The organism is Mesobacillus stamsii (assembly GCF_030814065.1).
In the GTDB taxonomy this organism is placed as follows: Bacteria; Bacillota; Bacilli; order Bacillales; family Cytobacillaceae; genus Mesobacillus; species Mesobacillus stamsii.
Window position 1 is genome coordinate 1 of the sequence record NZ_JAUSUN010000030.1, and the last position, 19,977, is coordinate 19,977.

At 40.9% G+C, this 19,977-nt stretch carries 22 protein-coding genes; 8 read left to right on the top strand and 14 right to left on the bottom strand.

The window, feature by feature from the left end; translation table 11 throughout:
• Nucleotides 1-190 precede the first annotated feature (190 nt).
• The 9 genes from J2S25_RS17020 to yhfZ form a co-directional block, all read right to left on the bottom strand.
• A complete protein-coding gene (locus tag J2S25_RS17020) occupies nucleotides 191-1,480 on the bottom strand; it encodes a YhfT family protein (RefSeq protein ID WP_044391603.1) in 1,290 nt (429 codons plus the stop codon).
• A gap of 21 nt (nucleotides 1,481-1,501) precedes the next feature.
• On the bottom strand, nucleotides 1,502-1,855 hold the full coding sequence (locus J2S25_RS17025; RefSeq protein ID WP_307192493.1) for a DUF2620 domain-containing protein: 354 nt from the start codon (nucleotides 1,853-1,855) through the stop codon (nucleotides 1,502-1,504).
• A 13-nt stretch (nucleotides 1,856-1,868) separates the two neighbouring features.
• Nucleotides 1,869-2,234: a PRD domain-containing protein gene (locus tag J2S25_RS17030; protein WP_044391599.1), complete on the bottom strand. Its 366-nt coding sequence runs from the start codon at nucleotides 2,232-2,234 to the stop codon at nucleotides 1,869-1,871.
• Entirely contained in the window at nucleotides 2,231-3,337 is a 1,107-nt protein-coding gene (locus tag J2S25_RS17035) for an amidase family protein (RefSeq protein ID WP_052806950.1), read from the bottom strand. Before J2S25_RS17035 ends, J2S25_RS17030 begins: the two co-directional genes overlap by 4 nt.
• A gap of 117 nt (nucleotides 3,338-3,454) precedes the next feature.
• Nucleotides 3,455-4,606: a YhfX family PLP-dependent enzyme gene (locus J2S25_RS17040; protein WP_044391597.1), complete on the bottom strand. Its 1,152-nt coding sequence runs from the start codon at nucleotides 4,604-4,606 to the stop codon at nucleotides 3,455-3,457.
• A gap of 1 nt (nucleotide 4,607) precedes the next feature.
• Entirely contained in the window at nucleotides 4,608-5,831 is a 1,224-nt protein-coding gene (locus tag J2S25_RS17045; RefSeq protein WP_044391595.1) for a phosphopentomutase, read from the bottom strand.
• Between the two features lie 24 nt (nucleotides 5,832-5,855).
• Nucleotides 5,856-6,965: an aminotransferase class V-fold PLP-dependent enzyme gene (locus tag J2S25_RS17050; RefSeq protein WP_044391593.1), complete on the bottom strand. Its 1,110-nt coding sequence runs from the start codon at nucleotides 6,963-6,965 to the stop codon at nucleotides 5,856-5,858.
• A gap of 9 nt (nucleotides 6,966-6,974) precedes the next feature.
• Nucleotides 6,975-7,859 (bottom strand): phosphotriesterase family protein, encoded by an 885-nt coding sequence (locus J2S25_RS17055; protein ID WP_500684436.1) that lies wholly within the window; start codon nucleotides 7,857-7,859, stop codon nucleotides 6,975-6,977.
• Nucleotides 7,860-7,887: 28 nt separating this feature from the next.
• On the bottom strand, nucleotides 7,888-8,814 hold the full coding sequence (gene yhfZ / locus J2S25_RS17060) for a GntR family transcriptional regulator YhfZ (protein WP_044391590.1): 927 nt from the start codon (nucleotides 8,812-8,814) through the stop codon (nucleotides 7,888-7,890).
• 283 nt (nucleotides 8,815-9,097) lie between these two features.
• On the opposite strand from yhfZ, the gene J2S25_RS17065 reads away from it, so the two are divergent.
• Together J2S25_RS17065 and J2S25_RS17070 are read left to right on the top strand one after the other, a co-directional pair.
• Nucleotides 9,098-9,310, top strand: a complete 213-nt coding sequence (locus J2S25_RS17065) for a hypothetical protein (protein WP_044391589.1) — start codon at nucleotides 9,098-9,100, stop codon at nucleotides 9,308-9,310.
• Between the two features lie 167 nt (nucleotides 9,311-9,477).
• Nucleotides 9,478-9,648 carry a hypothetical protein gene (locus J2S25_RS17070; RefSeq protein WP_241768417.1) on the top strand — a complete coding sequence of 57 codons (171 nt, stop codon included), beginning with the start codon at nucleotides 9,478-9,480 and terminating at the stop codon, nucleotides 9,646-9,648.
• A gap of 702 nt (nucleotides 9,649-10,350) precedes the next feature.
• Here J2S25_RS17070 and J2S25_RS17080 read toward each other — a convergent pair.
• Nucleotides 10,351-10,614 carry a hypothetical protein gene (locus tag J2S25_RS17080; protein WP_128721490.1) on the bottom strand — a complete coding sequence of 88 codons (264 nt, stop codon included), beginning with the start codon at nucleotides 10,612-10,614 and terminating at the stop codon, nucleotides 10,351-10,353.
• Between the two features lie 709 nt (nucleotides 10,615-11,323).
• On the opposite strand from J2S25_RS17080, the gene J2S25_RS17085 reads away from it, so the two are divergent.
• From J2S25_RS17085 to J2S25_RS17110, 6 genes are all read left to right on the top strand, one after another.
• Entirely contained in the window at nucleotides 11,324-13,075 is a 1,752-nt protein-coding gene (locus J2S25_RS17085) for a helix-turn-helix domain-containing protein (RefSeq protein ID WP_044391587.1), read from the top strand.
• Nucleotides 13,076-13,166: 91 nt separating this feature from the next.
• Entirely contained in the window at nucleotides 13,167-13,316 is a 150-nt protein-coding gene (locus J2S25_RS17090; protein ID WP_157841610.1) for a hypothetical protein, read from the top strand.
• Entirely contained in the window at nucleotides 13,297-14,727 is a 1,431-nt protein-coding gene (locus J2S25_RS17095) for a sodium:solute symporter family transporter (protein ID WP_044391586.1), read from the top strand. The genes J2S25_RS17090 and J2S25_RS17095 overlap by 20 nt, the downstream gene beginning before the upstream one ends.
• The gene (locus J2S25_RS17100; RefSeq protein ID WP_277813874.1) at nucleotides 14,724-14,846 is read left to right on the top strand and encodes a hypothetical protein; all 123 of its coding nucleotides are present in this window, start codon (nucleotides 14,724-14,726) and stop codon (nucleotides 14,844-14,846) included. Before J2S25_RS17095 ends, J2S25_RS17100 begins: the two co-directional genes overlap by 4 nt.
• Before the next feature lie 28 nt (nucleotides 14,847-14,874).
• The gene (locus J2S25_RS17105) at nucleotides 14,875-16,176 is read left to right on the top strand and encodes a M20 family metallo-hydrolase (RefSeq protein ID WP_307192495.1); all 1,302 of its coding nucleotides are present in this window, start codon (nucleotides 14,875-14,877) and stop codon (nucleotides 16,174-16,176) included.
• 28 nt (nucleotides 16,177-16,204) lie between these two features.
• Nucleotides 16,205-16,909: a DUF1028 domain-containing protein gene (locus J2S25_RS17110; RefSeq protein WP_044391584.1), complete on the top strand. Its 705-nt coding sequence runs from the start codon at nucleotides 16,205-16,207 to the stop codon at nucleotides 16,907-16,909.
• Nucleotides 16,910-16,946: 37 nt separating this feature from the next.
• On the opposite strand, the gene J2S25_RS17115 is transcribed toward J2S25_RS17110, so the two are convergent.
• The 4 genes from J2S25_RS17115 to larB form a co-directional block, all read right to left on the bottom strand.
• The gene (locus tag J2S25_RS17115; RefSeq protein ID WP_044391580.1) at nucleotides 16,947-17,264 is read right to left on the bottom strand and encodes a hypothetical protein; all 318 of its coding nucleotides are present in this window, start codon (nucleotides 17,262-17,264) and stop codon (nucleotides 16,947-16,949) included.
• Nucleotides 17,265-17,965: 701 nt separating this feature from the next.
• A complete protein-coding gene (larC2, locus tag J2S25_RS17120) occupies nucleotides 17,966-18,430 on the bottom strand; it encodes a nickel pincer cofactor biosynthesis protein LarC2 (RefSeq protein ID WP_044391576.1) in 465 nt (154 codons plus the stop codon).
• Nucleotides 18,420-19,193 (bottom strand): nickel pincer cofactor biosynthesis protein LarC, encoded by a 774-nt coding sequence (larC, locus tag J2S25_RS17125; protein WP_044391575.1) that lies wholly within the window; start codon nucleotides 19,191-19,193, stop codon nucleotides 18,420-18,422. The genes larC2 and larC overlap by 11 nt, the downstream gene beginning before the upstream one ends.
• Nucleotides 19,174-19,962, bottom strand: a complete 789-nt coding sequence (gene larB, locus J2S25_RS17130) for a nickel pincer cofactor biosynthesis protein LarB (protein WP_307192496.1) — start codon at nucleotides 19,960-19,962, stop codon at nucleotides 19,174-19,176. Before larB ends, larC begins: the two co-directional genes overlap by 20 nt.
• Between the last annotated feature and the right edge of the window lie 15 nt (nucleotides 19,963-19,977).

The window sequence follows — 19,977 nt, forward strand, 5'->3', positions numbered from 1 at the left end:
GTCCAGACCTTCATTACACAAATCAATAAAGAACCTATGAAAATTGTTAATCGCCTATGTCTAAAACTATAAAATCTTTAGTTCCGTCTATATAGTTGTGTAAATGGTGCAGAGTAATAATTTACTGTGAAAAAGAGAGTCCTACACTTGTTTTTACACAAATGCAAAGCCCTCTTTTAAAAGATAACTCTTATTCTGGAATGACCATGATTCCTAATGCCACTAAGATATTGGCAATAATGCCTACAGCGATGGCACCTAATGGGCCAACAGCCATACGAACGATTGGGCGTCCTGCTACTTCATTTATCAGATAGAATCCTGCAATGAAGAAGAACCCAAAACCAGGAGCAATCGTATTTGAAGCATTTGCCCCACCGATTAATAGTGCGACTTCAAGCAATTTAGTCATGGCATTACGAATATTTTCTCCAGAGTTTCTTACACCTGGGAATTTATCTAAGAATCTAGCAATATAGCTTAACAACATGACTTCACCGAAAATGACAGCAGCTCCGGTTAGGACAGCTAACCATACGTTTGGTGAGAATAGACCTACAACAAAGATGAGCGTAAATCCAACTGGACTATATACACCTGTTGCAATGGCAGTGCTAGCGACTAATGGGATAAAACCAATTGCCCTTGCACCTGCTGCAATACCAGCGTCGGTTTGCTTACCTTCAGCAAGTAAGTTTAGTGAAATTGGGTCACCTGCCATTAATAAAAGATTTGTTGCACCTGCAATAAGGCCACCAATCACCATAAAGAAGACTACATTTTTCTTAATGGAGAGAACCTTGTCACTAAACACGGATGCCAAATCAATAGAGGCACCTTCTTGCTTTTCCTTAATAGCATAAGTGAATAAGAAAATCATTCCAACGATTAAAGCCATACCTTCTTGGTTCAGAGAAACAGCGTTTCCACCGATTTTAATAAACGCACTTGTGTTTGCCCATACAGCCAATTGTCTCACTAAAGCAGATACAACAAAGGTTAAAATACCTTTCTTAATACTAAATTGCATCGCAACTGCTAATGCTGGGAATGCCATAAATGTAACGACTACTGGAGTTCCCACTTGACCAAGAGGATCTAAGAAATTGAGTGGTAAATGCTCGAATAACTTAACAAAGCCCTCTAATCCTGCAATCAATCCCCATCCATACAAACCACCAATGACTGCGGCTACTGGGGTTCCCCATTTATTCTTTGGTGTAGCTAAGCCAATGATATCGGTTCCTAATAGAATACTATGAATTAAAATAATGCTGGCTGACAATGTAAAAGGAATCCCGAATCCAATAACGAGACCAAAACTCATCGCAAACGCTGTTAATCCTAATTCTCTACGTTTTAATCTTCCTTCGATGTGTTCAGATACAATTGGGCGTAACCCATCGTTAAATACCGCAATATTTCTGTTTGACAAGACAGCGGCTACGATCCCAATCAAAATGACGAATAATGTTTCCATTCTTTTTGACCCCCTACCTCATTAAGAATTTGATTTAATTGCTTTTACAATCATTGGTACTGCTGTTTCGGCATGATCGCCTGTAAAACCAAATGCTTTCTTTCCTGCTTTGTCGATTACTTTTTCTTCATTTGGCTTTTTCCCTGGCATGGATACTGTTTCACACTTATCTCTACCGATAAGCGCGATTGCCATGGCCAATGCACCACCGCCTCCTGTGTGACAAGCACCAAAATAATAGTCTGCTTGCCCAGTCTTCATAACCATTGCTGCATCTAAATCCGATTTCACAACTGTTTCAATCGATGGGTCGATTTCATTAATTAAATCTTGAATTTTCTTCTTCTCTACCTGTCCGCCAACTACAATTTTCATTTGATTTTCCCCCTTAAAGATTCAAATCTAGAACCGTTGTATAGTGTAAATATAGGAAATCCTTCTCTCCTTGTGGCAATACATTTCCCCAATTCTCTTCGATGATATCTACTTGAGATTTCGCAATAGCAAAGTGTTTAGAATTCATAATTTCATCAACAATCTCTTTGACTGGACCCTCCACTATGTATTCATTGTTAATCCGCGTCAGCGCCATTGGCAAATGGGTGAATAACATCTCTGCTTGGGTAACCTCTGTTTTATTTAAAACTTTGAGCAGCTCATTGTAGGCTTCAAGTGCTACTTCATAAGATTTAGTTGTAATCACTTCTTGCTCTAATAGGATCCTCAATCTCTCGATATATTCTTCTAGTTTCATAGAGCATCCTCCCTCGTTTTATGATGAAATGCATTTATCTCCTTCAACTCTAATCCTGTAAATTGGGATTCTTGAATGAAATAGTTCTTCCAAACCTCTGGCATTTCAATCACCTTTTCGAGCTTTTCTGCCAACTTAATGGCTTGAATAGCAGAGTCGATCCCTTTCTTACCAATCACTACCAACCCACTGGCAAGTGTTTCTACGGGTATCGTTAAGGCTGTTGTTTGGCACATGTTGGCTGACCTGATTAGAAATTTCCCATGATTTTTAGTAATCTCCATTCCTGGTGTGCCGAAGAATTGTGGAATCGTTTCACCATAACCATACACATCAACCGGTCCTTCACAAGTAACGATTAGATCTACGTTCTCTTTCTCAAATGATTCTTCGATAACAGCCATTCCCGTTTTTCTATTTTCAATTCCCGTCATGTCAACTTCTTCGATCGTATATCCATCTATTTTCGAAAGATAGTACATCACCTTTTCATGCATATCTCGTCCATCTGGACAGATGACCGTTCCCTTTTTTGGAATAACAATTTTTATTTTTCTAAATGCGTCGTTTGAAAAACGTTCATCCATTAGGCATTCCATCACTGTTTTTATCATGTGAATGCTTTTGCCAATCACTCCGACACTTCCTGTGAATAATTGGCCATCCGTTGACTTCTTACTATTTTTCACGAGAGTTCCTACACCCGCACCAATCATGGAGGGCAGCTGACAACTCATGGCTGGTGCCAAAACTGATCCTCCCCCGTCTGTTCCGATCGCAAAGTCCGTAATCCCCTTGATGATATTGATCGGTCCTCCACTCGATGACCCTGTCATGACTCGATAGGTTACCGGATTTATTAGGTCGGTATCTAACGCACGTCCTCGATTAGAAGCTTTATCTACTGTGAGCCAAACAAAACGTTTATCTGAGCGAAGTCTCTCAATCATGGCTGCTGGAATTTGATTTGTATCTTTAATCCCGAAATATAAAGGCTTAATATTTTTGCCTTTCATCTCTTCAGTAATGTTGGGATTGAGATCAACGACAGATCTTCCTAATTCTCTTCCAGCAAGCTTCACTTTGTTGATTAAGTCTGACATAAAGCTTCACTCGCAATCTGATAGTTTGTCTTATACAGTATATTGTATATTGTAATTATAGCGTTTACATTTTTGTTTTTCAATGAAATCTTTTGAATTTTCAAATGACTCATAGGGTTAACCTATCTCATTGCCTTTTGAATCATAAATTCCAAGAAGCTCCGGATTGGAAGATAAATTCTGTACGACAGCTACCTGTGCATTCGTGACAAAAACTTGCGTCCGGAAAGCGTAAATAACTGAATCCCCAATCTTGACGTCGTTTGTTTCTAATGTGCCATAGTAATCAATATTGCATGGGTCATTTTGTAAAATTGGTACATGTTTAAGATTATTCTTGTTTGTCCCCACTAATGCACCTTTCATTTGTGAACGTGGATAAAAACCTCCTCCAAATACATACGCCCTGTTTTGATAAAAATGAGATACTTCGGTGACATAGATCATCGCAGGTTTCTCAGCTAAGTCCTTTACGGCATGAATTGGTGTTGTTCCTGTTAAAGCATGACCGGGCTCGCCTTGCGTGGCTCCATTATCTTTTAGAAGTTTCATTGTTTCCGTTGAAGTTGCGCTCGGCATATTTATTTCTAGCTTTCGATATCCTCTTTCTTCAAGCAATGCTTTTGCTTCATGCATCGATTTTACATTCGGCGTAACCTTTGCTGTCTCATCTTGGATCAATACACAAGGAAAGCTAGTCAGTCCGGCAATTTCAATTCCAGCTAATTTTTCCAGCTCTTCGATTTGTTGTTCCAATTGTTCTATTCCGAAACCACCCTCTTGACCATTAAAGAAAAAGTCTTTATCGTTAGCAATTCGTAAAAAAACCTTTTGCCTTTTATTCAATCTTACAGAGGCTTTACTAAGATTCTTGGCATTTTCATAACTAAAGACCGTCACAAACTCTGGATTCAATTGCAAAATTTGAGGAATCATGTTTTTCGGAATTTGAACTAAATGTCCAACATGTCCAATTTTAATGCCATGTTTACTTAACGATAATGCCTCCCACGGATCAACTGCGACCGCTTTTTCAATTCCAGCTTCGACAATCGCTTTAGAAACTAGCGGATTTCGCCCAAACTGTTTGGTCATAAAGAATAGTTCAATATTCTGTTTTTTGGCTTCTAAAGACAGAAGTTCACTATTTCTTCTTATCGTGTCCAGATCGACAACATATGTGTTTGGTGTGATTGAGCCATTTTGATGAAGTTCCATTGCGTATTGTATTAATTTAGGATTGTACTTTTGGGTTACTTCTAAAAACATCTCACTCACTCCTATCTTGTTGTTGCATTAATGAGAGAAACGAAGTTCCATTCTCTATATTCGATATTCCAAGATACTCTGCCGCAGTGGCAGCGATATCGGATAGCGTCTCTCTTTCTCCTACACAAACCGACTTAAGCTGTTTATGGTAAGCCAATAAATACGTTTTTTCTCGCGTATGCTGATTATGACCAATCGTTGGATCGTTGCCATGATCCGCACTCATGATTAGAAGGTCTTCTTCTGTCATCTTATCTAGAAGTGCTGGCAAATAACTTTCAACGACTTCGATTCGATCTGCATATCGGATTGGATTTTGCGCATGACCTGCTAAGTCTGTTTCTTGTACTGTCGCAGCGATCACTCCATGCCCAACACGATCCATTTCGTTTAAAATATCACGCATGACTTGATCAGTGTCCACTCCTGGATATTTATGTGCCCCATCACAATGGATGACGTCCTGCATCTTTCCAACAAGGGAAACTTCGAATCCTGCATGGATCGCAAGAGTAGGAAGCTGATGCTCAGGAGAAATTCCATATCCCAAATGACGCACCTGATACCCTTGTTTATACACATTTGATTTTGGAGAATTCACGCCTACAAGTCCATCTTCCCGTCTTTCCACGGAATCCTGCAAATGCTCTGGAGTCACATTTTCTCCACCTAGGGCAATTACTCTGTTCACCTTTACATGATCTCTCACACATTGACCGATTTTTAAAACCTCTTCAAATGAAATAAAGTCTAGAGGAGCACTGACATTATATATTTGTCCATAATCAGTCTCAATGTTATCAGCGACAATCACCAAATCATTCACTAACAAATAAGGGATTTCTGGTTTTGGAATGGTTACCTTATAGCCTTCCCTTTCAAGTGCCATTTTTACTTCATCCATATTCTCTATAAATGGCGCCAAATAAGCCTTTCTTGGCTTCGTGCCCATGATTTCATTATGCCCTTCAAAACTATCTGCACCTTGATGCATTAACTTGCAAACACCGAAGCTCGCAATAGGATTTGTATTCTCCAAGTTTGGATGATTCAATATTTTATTAATACCGAGACGCTCGAATGTAGGTATCTTTAATGAGGGAACTTCTGTTAATATATGCGAAAAGGTATTGGCTCCCACATCTTGCGGATGATAATCCATTGCATCTTCCATATAGCCGACACCTAAGCTATCTAATATTAAGACTATTACTCTTCTTGCCATTTCATTGCCTCCAATAATAGTATTCTATGAACGATTTTCTATCGCCCGTTGAATCGACGTTTCGAGTATTCGGATAATCGTATCAACACCACTTCTAAATGGATTAATGCGGATCATTTTTTTCGCTAAGGAAGGGTCCGCTGCCAGGAATGTGCCTGAAACTCGATAGAACATAGGAGCAAATTCATATTTGGATTCGGCACCTACTGGATTTGGAGCTGCTCCTAATTCGTTTGCATGCTGTAATACTTCCTCTGCAATCGGCTCATCAAGCTCTACCAGCAACACTTTAGATTGAGCATTGGCAAGAAAAGCTTGTTTCACACCTTCAACTTTCCCATTATTCAAAAAACGTATGAGCTGGTCATTGACTTTTGCTTGAATTGCAAGCATCACAGGCGCATAAATGAGCCCTCGTAATGCCTCCATTGCTTCATAACCCTGTACTTGACTTCCACCTGAATAATTCAATTTCTCTATGCTGTTAATTAAGGCTGCTTTTCCTAATATGAGTCCTATCCCTTCAGGACCCAACAACTTAAATAAAGAAAAGGTTGCTAAGTCTGCTCCAGCTTCCGTTCCTATTTTTTCAACCTTCATCGCTGCATAATTATCATCTGTGACGATCGTTAATTGAGGGTTTGCAGAACGTATGACTTCAATGATCTCTACTAAGTCATAACGGTCATCCATCTTTTGTCGAGTATGCTGAACGAGTGCTCCCTTAAGCTCTGGATTCTCTTTAATCACTTCCACCACTTTTTTCTGATCATGGAAATCAACCGGAATTGTAACAACTCCCATATATTCTAATGTCGTCTTACTTGTCGGATAAATTGGTGCCTCATGTACAAGAATCTTATCGCCATGCTTTAAGAAGCTCATAAATCCAAAACGTAATGCCCCTGTGCCAGCTCCCCGTACTAACATCGCCTTTTCTACACCAAAATACTCGGCTAATACTTCTTCTACTTTTTTCGTGGTACGAGGCTTATTAATTCCTTTCACGACACCTAAATCACCTAACTGCAGCAGTTCTTCTCCACGAAAATGTTTGGTAACGATGTCCACCAGTCTAAATTGTTTTTGCTGGGCTGCTTCAATGGAAATACTATTTAAAGGATATGTTTGCATATATTCCACTTATCCTTTCATAAAAGTCATTGGGTTTTTCACAAGCATTTTTTCGATGGATTCGTCTGTTACTCCGCTCTGTTGCAGACGTGGAACAAAATTATCTAATAAGAAGGAATAGCCCAATCCACCAAGGTATTCTAGATGTGACTTGCGCGTAATATCCATGGATAAAAGAACGCGGTCGATAAACCCAAGGTCTTGCAGTTTTTTCAAAATATCAGCTCGAACTTGGTCTGGCATGTAATTCTCTTTGCCAATCGTGTCAAATTCTACGTAAGCGCCTTCTTTTATGATCTTCAAAATATAATCGAAGTCTCCAGTTAAATCGACATGACCAATAATGACTCGATTCAAATCAACTCCGTTTTCCTTAAAGAACGCAACCTGTTCATGTCCCAAAGTCCCCAAACTCGTATGTGTTGTAATCGGCTTGTTCGTTTCCTTATGGACCATCACGACTGCTTCGAACACCTTCTTTTCTGCATCAGTCCATTTATTGTGACTTGTACCGATTTCACCGATGATCTCGGCTTTGACATTTGTACCCTTAATGCCTACGGTAATTTCTTTTACCATTCTCTCAGCCAGCTGTTCCTTTGTTTCGCGGAATACCTGGATGGGATAAAATTTTTCTTGGTAAAAACCAGTTGCATGAATAATATTGATTCCAGATTCCCCTGCTACCTTTTGTACAAAGGGAATATTTCTCCCCATTCCGAAGTTCGTCACATCGACGATATTTCGAACTCCTTTTTCGTATAACTTCTTATACTCTCTAACAGTCTCTGAAAATACATCTAACTGACAATCTTCATTACACTTCAATTCTGATAGATCAATTGTTGTATGTTCATGCATATACGTGATCCCGTTTTGTAACATGATGATCAGACCTTTCTTTTTTGGGGTCTTGTATTAATTAATAGCTTGGTAATCTCTCTCCCGTTTCAACACTTGCTTGGATTTCTAGAATTTTTTCTAATTCCACTGAATTCCATTTTTCCAAAATTTCTTTTTCTCTGTCCCCATCAATAATAATGACGGCCTCTGAAGTATCCATCGAGATTTTCTTGGCTTGTGGTGACTGAAAATCTATCGCTTTAAATGATCCATCCATTTTTCGATCATCTTGATTCCAGACAGCAGCATCAATTTGCTTGGATAAAAGCATCTCAAACAGTTGCATGTAATTGACATTAACAAATTCTACATTTCTTCCACCAAATTCCATAAAGGTCAGATTCCTTTGGTCCAAAGAGTCCATATCAACGCCAATCTTCATGTCATCGCGAATTTCTTCTTCATTAGAGTCGGCTAGGAAAATCTTATGGGCAGAAACATAGCTATTCATTCCTAGTCTTTTGATAATCTTAAGATTTGGGTAATCAGAGAGTACCTTTTCTGCCGTCATTTTAGAGACAATTACAAAATCACTTCTCTTTGTACGAACTGTTTCGATCCGGTTTAAGCCACCACGCATATAGCTTAAATAGATTTTTTTCCCTTTTGATTCAAATGCCTCAATAATTCCCGTCGCTAACCCTTCATATTTTCTTGAATAGGGCAAGGGCATAGAACCTACTAGTGGAGAAATCCCCGCAATTTCACTTAAGAGGTCGTTATCTTTTCTAATCAAGAAGGTACCTAAATGACCCCTCGCTTCAAGCTTTATCGCCTTCATTTCCTCCAATAGACTTAGGGCACTCTGCACGGTTCCCCTGCCAAAATTCAACTTTTCACTGTAATCCGATACTCGTGGAATCTTAACCCCGATATCCAATTGGATTAATTCTTGTGCAATATGTTTGGCTGCTAATCCGTTCTTAGAATATAATTTTTCCCACATCACCATCTACCTCGTGAACAATATACTATATTTTGTATATTAATAATTATAAACGCTTTCAAAAAGGTTTTCAATTGTTTTTGCTTCATTTTTATATCCATTCCTTTCGCTTCGCTCAAGGCACAAAACGCAATGAAACAAGTTTAGCTTGAGCGTTAGTTTGACAAATCTATAGTCATAGAGGGGAGTGGGATGCTCCGGTTGAGGAATAACCGCCTTTTTATATGTGCAGATTGCGTTTCCAAGCACAAATAAGTGCGACTTTGAACATGTAGGCTTATCTTTGTATAAACAACCACTCGTTTATTGCTGTGCAATCATTGAATGTTGTCTATCCAAAATACCTGAACTGGAGCTCGCCATTGACGGATATATTACACCCGAACAGGCTGAAAAATTAAAGGTTATTAAACACATAATGAAGGTCATGGGTCCCGTAGAGCTATTTTCGATGTACGTAAAGCCGCATCAGATAAGGATTACTGAAGGGGCATAAAAAAACTTTCCCCCACAAAAGGGGTAAAAACAAGAGGAAATAGCATAGAAATACGGGATCGTTAAAAAATCCACCCCAAACAACTAAAAAGCAGGAAAAACCGCACCAAAGTGGAATAGATAGTTAATCACGACAAAAACAATCTAAAGACTTGGGAGGTTTCCTGCGTGGCTATTATATCACAAATGAGTCTGTTTTTCTGGAAAGAACTTGATGAACTTGGGGATTTGGAGCGTTTGGGTCTGGTACTGGACTATATGCCCGATGAAGACCTGATGGCAACACTTGAAAAAAAACGTGGACAGGGTCGGGATGACTATCCGGTTTGTGCCATGTAGAACTCGGTATTGGCAGGAATTGTGTTCCAACACGACACTATTGAAAAATCACGTCGAGAACTTGGGCGTAATGGACAGTTAAGGGATATGTGTGGATTTGAAGGGCAAGTTCCAACGTCCTCGGCATACACCCGTTTTTTAAAAACATTTATGGACCATGAAGAGTTGGTGGATCAACTCTTTGAGCGACTTGTCCAAGGTATAACGCACCTATTACCGGATTTCGGCAAACATTTGGCTATGGACAGTAAGGCCATCCCCTCGTTTGCCAAACACGAGGGACATAGGGACGAGGTTCCTCGTCCCACCATTTTTTACAACTAGTATGGTATGGTGGTTATATTCAAGGGGTATGAAGGCATGGGGTGTGGGTGTCAGGTGGCTGGGTTGTGTGAGAATGAATAAACAAAAATCCGCCTGGACAATGTGTCTTGGTGGATTTTTTGTGATCGGGTTATTCTAAGTCTTTTGTGCTGTAGGATTTATTTTCATTTATTGTCGCGAATTGGTTTTTCTATGGGATAAAGGGGCGGCTCCTAGGTTCTATTCGGGGGTCGAAATATTTGCTGCATGGGCGGGTTGTTTTAGTTTTGCTGGGGTTATTTGTCCTGGGCTTGTAGCGGCATGGGGATTTTAAATCTAAAGTTTATAACCAGATCGGATTAGGTTCCGATCTGGTTTTTGTTATTTTTTATTGGCATTCTACTCTAAATCCTTTGTGCTGTAGCTTTTGTTTTCGTTTATGGTGGCGAATTGAGATTTCTTTATGCTAAGTTGGCTGGGAATGATTTCTCTTGCGTAGATGGATAGGGTTTGGTTTGTGTTGATGTTGTCTTGGCTTGTGGCGAGGCAGCAGGGGGTATAGCGGCCGATGCGTTCAAGGAGATGCTCGATGGACTTGCTTTTGATATAAAGTTCCTGGGTGAAGTCGGGCGAGTAGGAGATATATAGGATGAAGTACTTCATTTTGCTGCCTCCTTGAAGTCTGATTAATCTTTGTTCTGGCTATCTTTTTTGCTGCTTTGAAGTTCCATGCCGAATGATTTTGCTAAACGTTGTATCGTCCAGAGAGTTGGATTATATATATTCCGTTCAAGCATTCAGATGTATTCTCTTGTTAAACCGCTGGGGTGTGCTAAATCTTCCTGATTCAATTTCTCTTCTTTCCGCAGCCTTTGCAATGTCTTTCCTATGAAAATAGTTTGCTGGTGGTTATCCAAAGAGGAAATTCCCTTCTACCAAAATTACATAATTGTTTGAGAACAATGAGAACGAAGTATACTTCACATAAAATGTGAAATTTCTCGAGTGTAAGGGAGGGGGAGGAAAGGGTTATGCGTTGAGCTGTCCACAGGAGTTCTGGGTCAAATAGGATCCAATCGGGTATAAACGCTCAATATTATGATCATATTTATCTAAATTATAGTAAACATGTCTTCGTGATTTCCAGCCTTTTTGTACATATTGAATGAAGTAGATGAGTTTGTCCTCCTGTTTAATTAACACCAGTGATTATTATTCCAGAAAAACATTTATGTTTAGTGGTAAGGGATAATATTTTTTAAGCAGCGGTTTTTTAGAACTTAAAAGAGTGAGAACTGTATAACACAGATGACGGGAGTTTGTTTTCCTTATATGATGGTTTTAAATAACATCGAAAAGGGACGGGATCTGAATGAATACAGAGAAGCAACTGATGAGTTTGATTAATGCCACGAAGGCTTTGACTTCTACCCGGGACCTGAATGAGGTACTGCATCTGATTATTGAAGAGGTTCTATGTGTTTTCGATTGGGCTGATGCAAGTGTACTGTTTCTTTTTGATCCCCAGAAAGATTTCCTTAAGGCGATTTCGGCTATTGGATTTAATATGGAATATATGGGAAAAGTGGCGCTTAGGCCCAATGAAGGAATGAGCGGTAAGACGCTGGTATTGAAGGAGCCGTTGTTGTTTACTTCTGGAACTGATACATATAAGGGGATGTCCGACCTCTCACCTGGAAACATGGATTTATACCAAAAGTCTCTTGGGAAAGACCACAGAATCCCGACAAGTACGATTTGCGCCCCTTTGATTACGGAGGGGAAGTGCACCGGCGTGCTGACGATTGATAGCTTTTCAGAAAATGTCCGGTTTAATCAGGAAAATCTTATGCTGCTTCAGACATTCGCCACCCAGGCTGTAATAGCTATTGAAAATGCGACACTGCTTTCTCGAAATGAGCGCTCGAACCATATTCACCGGGAATTAACAAAAGTGTATATGTCCAATCAGGATATAGCGGAAATTACTAAGACGCTGTCGGAATTAATCAACAAACCAGTGGGCGTTTCCAATGAATATTTCGATTTGCTTGCTTGTACAGATCAGAAAATTGAGGATATCAGTCATTCCATTAAAGACGAAGGTATGTGGAACGGTGACCGGCCACTTAATAGAGATGTCTATATCGATGGTGAAGAGTATCAGGTTTACTTCTTTCCAATCATGACTGAGAAGGAACTGTCCGGGGTGTTGCTTGTGGTAGCTGAAAAGGATGAAGTGCTGGATTCCCTGGATATCTTTGCTATTGAGCAGGCAACGACAGTTTTTGCACTTGAAATTCAGTCGTTGAATCAGAATATCTCGAATAAGTTTAGTTATCAGCGCTCCATCATGAATGACATTTTAAAAAATCCCGATAACGGCATAGCCATTCTAAAAAAAATGAATTTATATCGGGAAAACGATGTTTATGTTTTTATCACAGTGGAATTACTTTCCGACAGTTTCGACTACGATGGTGGCCTTGGGATGAAACAAAACTTTTCCCGACAACTTCAACGGAACCTGAACCTTTTTCCGAATTTGACGCTGGTTTACGAAGATGGCTATCGTTATTCCATTTTATTTGCCTGCAGGGAGAAAACTGTTGAAGCAGACTTCCATAAAATACTTTGTGAGTTCTTATCGAGCTTAGAAGAACGATTCCAACTCCGAGCTGGAGTAGGCAGGAGTTTTATCGATTTTTCAGAAATTCACTATTCTTTACAGGACTCATTCGTGTGCGTGGAGTACATAAAACAGGTCGATCATCCAGGAGTCAAATTTTTGACCTATAAGGAGCTGGGAGTGTACAGGTTATTTCTCAGTATGGATCAAAAAGAACTTGAGAGCTTCTTGAAAATGGACCTCGAAAAGATACTTAAGTATGACAACCAACATAATACTGAACTTGCGACAACATTGGAGTGTTACCTTGCCAATAGCCAAAGCACTAGGAAAACAGCCGAAAAAATGTTTCTTCATGAAAATACAGTTAAATACCGAATTAATAGAATCAAAACCATTCTCGGAATCAAAGATTTGGTTGGAGAATTGGGTTTGGAACTTTATCTAGCATTGAAAATTAATAAGTACCTTAACAAGCCTGGTTTATCATTATGAGACAAATTTGGTTTGGTTTCTTTGTCTTTTTTAGACATATTATTAAAATTCAAAATTTTATATAATTATCAGTAAATTACTGAAAGGGGAAATGATGATGGCATTCTGGATTACGGCAAGCATTTTATTGTTTTTAATTGTAATCGCTTCAACTTTTGGTCCAATGGTCGGTCTTTATGGGGAAATGGAATACACTAGCAAGAAGGAGGGGGTAGGGCAAGATGAGCGCTTTTTCGGTTAATATACTAGTTATCTTGGCGTTGGGCGCAATTTTTATCGCATCAAGCTGGTACATTTCAAAAAAGGTTTCCACTGCTGATGATTATATTTCAGGGAACGGTAAGCTCGGCGTCGCCTTTGGAACTACTTCTCTCCTTGCCTTCTGGATTACTGGAAACACAATCATGGCAGCCCCTGAAGCGGCATACGGTATGGGGGTTATCGGAGCAATTGCCTATTCTTTTTTGGGCGGTGTGGCTGTGGTTGCCTTCTCCCCGCTAGGAAAAAGGATTCACGCCATCATTCCAAATGGAAAGACAATTGGAGACTTTTACAAGAACAGATTTGATAAAAAGAACTATTATTTCTTTTTATTCATGGTATTCATCTATATTTTCGGATTGCTGATGACCCAGGGAATCGGGGGAGGACTCCTGCTCGAGCAGACCTTCCATATTCCTTATGAACTGGCTGTTGTGCTGACTTTCCTGATAGTCATTATCTATGCTTCGATGGGAGGTTTCTCGTCTGTCACAGGAATCGCGTTCTTCCAGGTAATGCTGATATTCGTTGTGGTTATTGTCGTTCCGCCGATTGTGTACTTTAATACTGGCGTAGCACCAATATATGAAGGAATCCAAAAGCTGGCACCAGAAAAACTTGATTTGCTGCTTCCGTCTGGAATCTTATTCATGTTCGCCGGAGCGATGATGGGCATTGGGGAAGTTTTCATGGATAACACCTTCTGGCAAAGGGCATATGCGGTTCGAAAAGAGAAACTGATGAGCATCTTCTCGCTTGCCGGGATTGGCTGGTTCTTTGTCCCTCTTGCCACAGCAACCCTTGCTTTCGTTGCAATCGGCACTGATCAGGCTCCAGAGCAGGTAAACCAGGTTGCGCCATATATTGCTGAAATCTATGGTGGTGAATTCGTTAGCTGGGTCTTTCTTGTCGGAGTATGGTCTGCCCTAGCTTCTACCATCGCGGCCATTCTTAATTCATTGGTTTCGCTGATTTTAAATGATGTTTATAAATCCATTAATCCAAATGCGGATAATAAAAAGCTGCTAAAGATGGCAAAGGTGCTGACAGTTGTCATTGGGGTTCTAGCGCTTCTCATCAGTTTACCGAAATTCCTGACTATGCTGCAGATGCTCATTTTCCTGGGCGTTATCAACGCAGCATTCGTATTCCCGATCATTTATGGCCTGTTCTGGAAAAAGCTGAATGCAGATGTCAGCTTCTGGGCAGCAATCCTTGCTGTAATCGGCGGATATATTGCCTATTATACAATCGGGTCACTGCAGGGTGTCGTTGTCAGTGGATGGATTTCATTCCTCGTCTGCTGGATTGGCAGCTTAGTGAAGCCTGCAAATTATGACTGGGAAAAACTATATCGGGTCGGAGCTGTACAGGAGGTGACACGCAAATGATCATTTCTGCCGAAGCATTCAATATTTTGATCTGGGTCAGTATTGTCGGTTCAGGTTCGCTGATGTTTTATATCTTTGGCTACTTCCTTTATGAGCTGAAGAGAAAGAAGATTTGGTAAAAATTTTTAAATGCAACGGGGTGAAAGTATGCAGAAAACAGAACAAGCAACTTTTTATGGAAGGTTATTGGAAGGGTATAAGCCTGAGCTTAGCCATTCGGGAGTAAGTGGAGAACGGATTGCGAGAAGACTTAGTGAACTATCAAATATTGGTTTGCAAGAAAGTGGCGGTGTGACTCGGTCTGGTTATTCATTACTCGAAAAGCAGGCGAAGGAACTGGTCATAAGCTGGATGGAAGATGCGGGTCTTTTTGTCACGGTTGATGGAGCAGGAAATGTGTTCGGAAAGCTGCGAGGCAAAAGTGATGGACCTTCGATTATTTCCGGCTCGCATCTTGACAGTGTACCCAACGGAGGGCATTTTGACGGGCCACTAGGTGTTCTTTCAGCATTAGAGGTAGTTGAGTCATGGAAGGAGCAAGGTTATGCACCTGAAAAACCGTATGAGGTCGTGATTTTTTCGGATGAGGAAGGATCTCGCTTCAAAAGCGGACTGACAGGAAGTCGTGCTTTCACGGGCCAGACAAGCCCTGATTTATTGAAGGGACTCGTTGACGAAAACGATCTGACGTTTGATGAAGTAATCAATGAATACGGAAGCAGTTTTGACAAGTATATTGATGCGAGGAACCATGGCAGGGAAATAGAATTGTTTGTCGAAGTCCATATTGAACAGGGAAAAATTCTTGAAAGAGAGGATGAACCTGTCGGGATTGTCAGCGGCATTGCAGGGCCAGCCTGGCTGGAAGTTATTTTTATGGGGGAAGCCGGCCATGCGGGCAATACGCCAATGGTTGGCCGCAAAGATCCGCTGGTGGCTGCGGGCATGTTTCTTCAGGAAGTCGAGAGGCTGCCGGGGAAAGTTTCTGAAACAGCTGTAGCGACAGTGGGGAGGATAAATGTTTCTCCAAATGGTGTGAATGTAATCCCTCAAGAAGTATACATGTTTACTGATATCCGTGATATTCATGAAGAAACCCGGGACCGGCTGGTAGAGATGGTCAGGAAAAAGGCAGAAGCAGTAGCTACTGAGAGGAGTATTGAGGTCAGGACTAGCTGCAACACCCAAATTACACCGATGCCGATTGCCCAACAGCTTCAGGAACAGCTGGTTAAAGCAGTCCGGAAAGTTGGCATTAAGCCTGTTTTCATTCCAAGCGGAGCAGGCCATGATGCAATGATTGTAGGAGAAAAGTATCCAGCCGCGATGTTATTTGTCAGGAGCAAGGACGGCATCAGCCACAATCCGCTTGAATGGTCATCTTTGAACGACTGTGTATACGGGGTTCATACTTTAAAAGCGTTTATTGAAGATGTTATGAAAGGCTGACTTTTAAAAGGAAAGGGAGGAATTAGAAATGACTTTTTCTATTACAGCAAGATGTGAGGAAACCGGAAATTTCGGTGTCGCTGTGACAACAAGGGTACCAGCTGTTGGAACTCTGTGCCCATTTGTGGAAGCTGGCGTAGGTGGGATTGCCACCCAATCCTTTGTAAACCCATATATCGGTATCAACGGACTGAAGTATCTGAAGGAAGGATTATCGGCCGAGGAAGTAAAGGAACGAATCCTTAAGGAAGATCCAGAGCCGGCAATCAGGCAGTTTGTTATTGTCGACAATACCGGTAAGGCGGTTGCCTTCACTGGTGAAAAATGTGATGGATGGAATGGCCAGATTGTTGGTCAAAACTACGGTGTGGCAGGGAATATGCTTGTCGGAAAAGACACAATTCTGGAAACCGCCCGGGCATTTGAAAACAGCAAAGGAAAGCCGCTTGCGGACAGGCTGATCATCGCCCTTCAGGCCGGGCAGGATGCTGGCGGCGACAAACGTGGAAGGCAATCCGCCGCGGTGAAAGTAGTCAGTACCGAGGAATATCCATTGGTCGACTTGCGAGTCGATGAACACCCTGATCCCGTCAAAGAACTAGGCAGGGTTTACGAAGTAGCAAAAAAAGAATTGTTCCCATTCGTTGAAATGCTTCCAACCAAAGCCAACCCAAAAGGGAATTTTAATTTTGAGTCGTCAAGGGAAATGGGATTGCTGCAGGATAGTAAATAACTGGACGTGGTAACGGTTTTTATGGACTTATAGGGGTTTAAATTGATTGTTTATTTCTGTCTTCATCCAGAATTTTAACGGAAAGTAACCGGGAGCGTATATAAACAGCTCCCGATTTTACTTTGGTGTGCCCTGCATGGGCGATAACTTGGAGGTGAAAGTCCACTACAAACTTGCCAGTAGGTAATGACATCTTTTGCAGCAAAGAAAAAGCGCAGGAAATTAATTGAAAAGGATTTAAAAAAGAGAATGCATTAGCTGAAGCAGCAGCAACAGCAATTCTATTATTAAGAAAAAAGACCCTGGCGGTCTGGGGGACAAAGAGGAAGAATGATTCTTCCGTCAGATCACCCACTCGTAGTAGAACTCATACAAGAAGCAAATCAAAGTAGTGCTCGATTGGCACTTGCATGTTGGAATCTTAGCGTACGCAATTATTAACGGTAGGTTTCCAAAGGCAGAATGAAAAAAGATCACCGTCCCATGGCGCAAAGAAAAGAGCCCATAAACATCCACGACGTCCACGCATTGAATTATCTCCATCCATCATGATGTGATAGGAATCATGTACTATTTATGCGATCATGAATAAAGTCTACAAGTAGGCCTTTGATTACGGCCATTGCTTTTTACCACTCTTTTAGAAGGAATTTATCAGAATTGTACATTCATTTACCAACCCTTTTATCGACCGCTCCAAAGGCATTCTTGACACTGAGTCTCCGATGGGTATAATGTTGCAGCCCTTGCCGGCAATCCCCTTGGAGCACTCTCGATGGTCGCTAGAGGCTGCCAGCCGTAAGCTTCTCCCGCCTACTTAGTATCAAGAAGCGCTTCGCTTGCCTTTTACATTGGGTTGGTAAATAGCTTGTCGTTTAGTGGTAAATTTCTTGTCACTCTTTGGTAAAAACAATGGCAGAGATGGTACATTTGGATGGCTGTAATCACCCTTAACCAATCTTCATGCCATTCACTAGGATCAAACTGGGAGCAGATTATAGTTGAGGAAGTTGGATATCGCGTTTGCTGAATTATCCTAATAGAAGAGCAAAAATGTCAAAGTTCTTTCCATACCTCTTGGAAAACCAGCTGCAAAGGAATTTTGTGTTTTTCTGCTAATTTCCTGCAATCTTCATATTCAGGGGCTTGTTGTACTAACATCCCCTTATGAAACCCCTGCTTTACAGATACTCTTCCCAAGTGCGTATCCACCTTTATAAATCGTCTTTCCAGCCTGTGGACGGAGGCTGGGTAGTACCTTATTCCTAATGTGGTGGTTTCTGCAAATATGATACTTTTGACCAATTCAAGATTCTTGGTGTCACACAGGACCTGAAGCATTACACCAGGACGATTCTTCTTCATGTAGATAGGGATATAAAAAACGTCGTTGACACCGACTTCGAATAGTAAGTCCATTACATATCCAAGCCACTCACTTGATATATCATCAAGATTTACTTCAACTTTCATCATATTTTCATCAAGATGCTCAAACCGATGCGCTAAGTCATGTTTCATTGCGCTCAACCCTCTCTCCTATCACTAGACGTAAAACATTTGGATGATTTTTGAAAGTTTTTGTTCCCGCTCCATATCCAATCTGTTCAATTTTTATGGAAGGCATTGTCTGAAACTTGTCTATTAATGTAGCCAGGATGCCAGCGCCGGTTGGTGTAGTTAATTCGCCTTCTATATTTGTTTCTTTAAGGGGAATCCCTTTCAATAGGTCCAATGTTGCTGGAGCAGGTACTGGATAATATCCATGGTCAATTTTTATCGTTCCGCTTCCAACTGGAACAGGGGAAGAGATGATTTCATCGGGATTCAGCAAATCAATGCAAATGGCAGTCGCCACTATGTCAATTATGGAATCAATCGCTCCGACTTCGTGAAAATGAACTTTTTCCAGAGGGATATTATGTATTTTGGATTCGGAAAGGGCAACTTTATCAAAGATTTCGAGTGAAATCTCTGTCACCCTCTCGTTAAAATTTGCATTTTTGATCATCTCCATTATATGGCTGAAATGTCTGTGTCCGTGTGATTTCTTATAATGGTGATCATCCTTGGGATTAGGGTTGTACTCGACATTAACATGAAATTGGACAGCGGAAATCCCGTTTTTCAAGACTTTTTCCCATGATAGAGAATATTCACTTTCCAGCTTCAGTTTTCTTAACTCTTTTTCGATAACAATGGGATCAACACCCAAATCGATTAAAGCACCCACTGTCATATCACCGCTGATTCCAGAGAAACAGTCAAAATATAGAGTCCTCATTTCTGTACGTTCCTTTCTTGTTTGAAGTTTTTTGGTTGATTAGCGCGGCATAATACCCAGCGCCAAATCCATTATCAATATTTACGACACTGATCCCGGGGGAGCAGGTGTTCAGCATTGATAGCAGAGCTGATAGTCCTTGAAAGTTAGCTCCGTATCCGATGCTTGTGGGAACAGCTACGATAGGATTGCTAATCAATCCGCCTACCACACTTGCTAATGCGCCTTCCATGCCAGCAATAACAACCGTCGCCGACGCATTCTCAATCCGTTCAAGCTGGTGGAACAGGCGGTGTATCCCAGCAACGCCGACATCGTAAATCCGTTCAGTTTTACATCCAAAAGCTTCGGCTGTAATAGCAGCCTCTTCCCCAACAGGAAGGTCGGATGTTCCCGCACAGACAATTGCAACGTATCCATCATACAGGACTTCAGGCTCTTCGGAATGTACCCAGGTCAATGCTTTGGCAACAGGGTGATAGGTGAGCATGGGTAGTATTGCTTGAATTTGGTGTGCTTTTAATTCGTCAATTCGTGTGGCAAGGACACGCCTGTTTGTTTTCATAAGGCTATTTATAATGTTAATGATTTGGTGGACCGTTTTTCCTTCACCATATACTACTTCTGGAAAACCGGTCCGTCCTTGACGAAAATGATCAAGCTTTGCAAACCCTTCCAAATCCTCATATGGCAATAGTAATTTTTTAGCGTGGTCTACATTTAAGGAGCCTTCCTTAACCTGCTGAAGGATATATTCAATTTGTTCCATTTACATATCAACCCC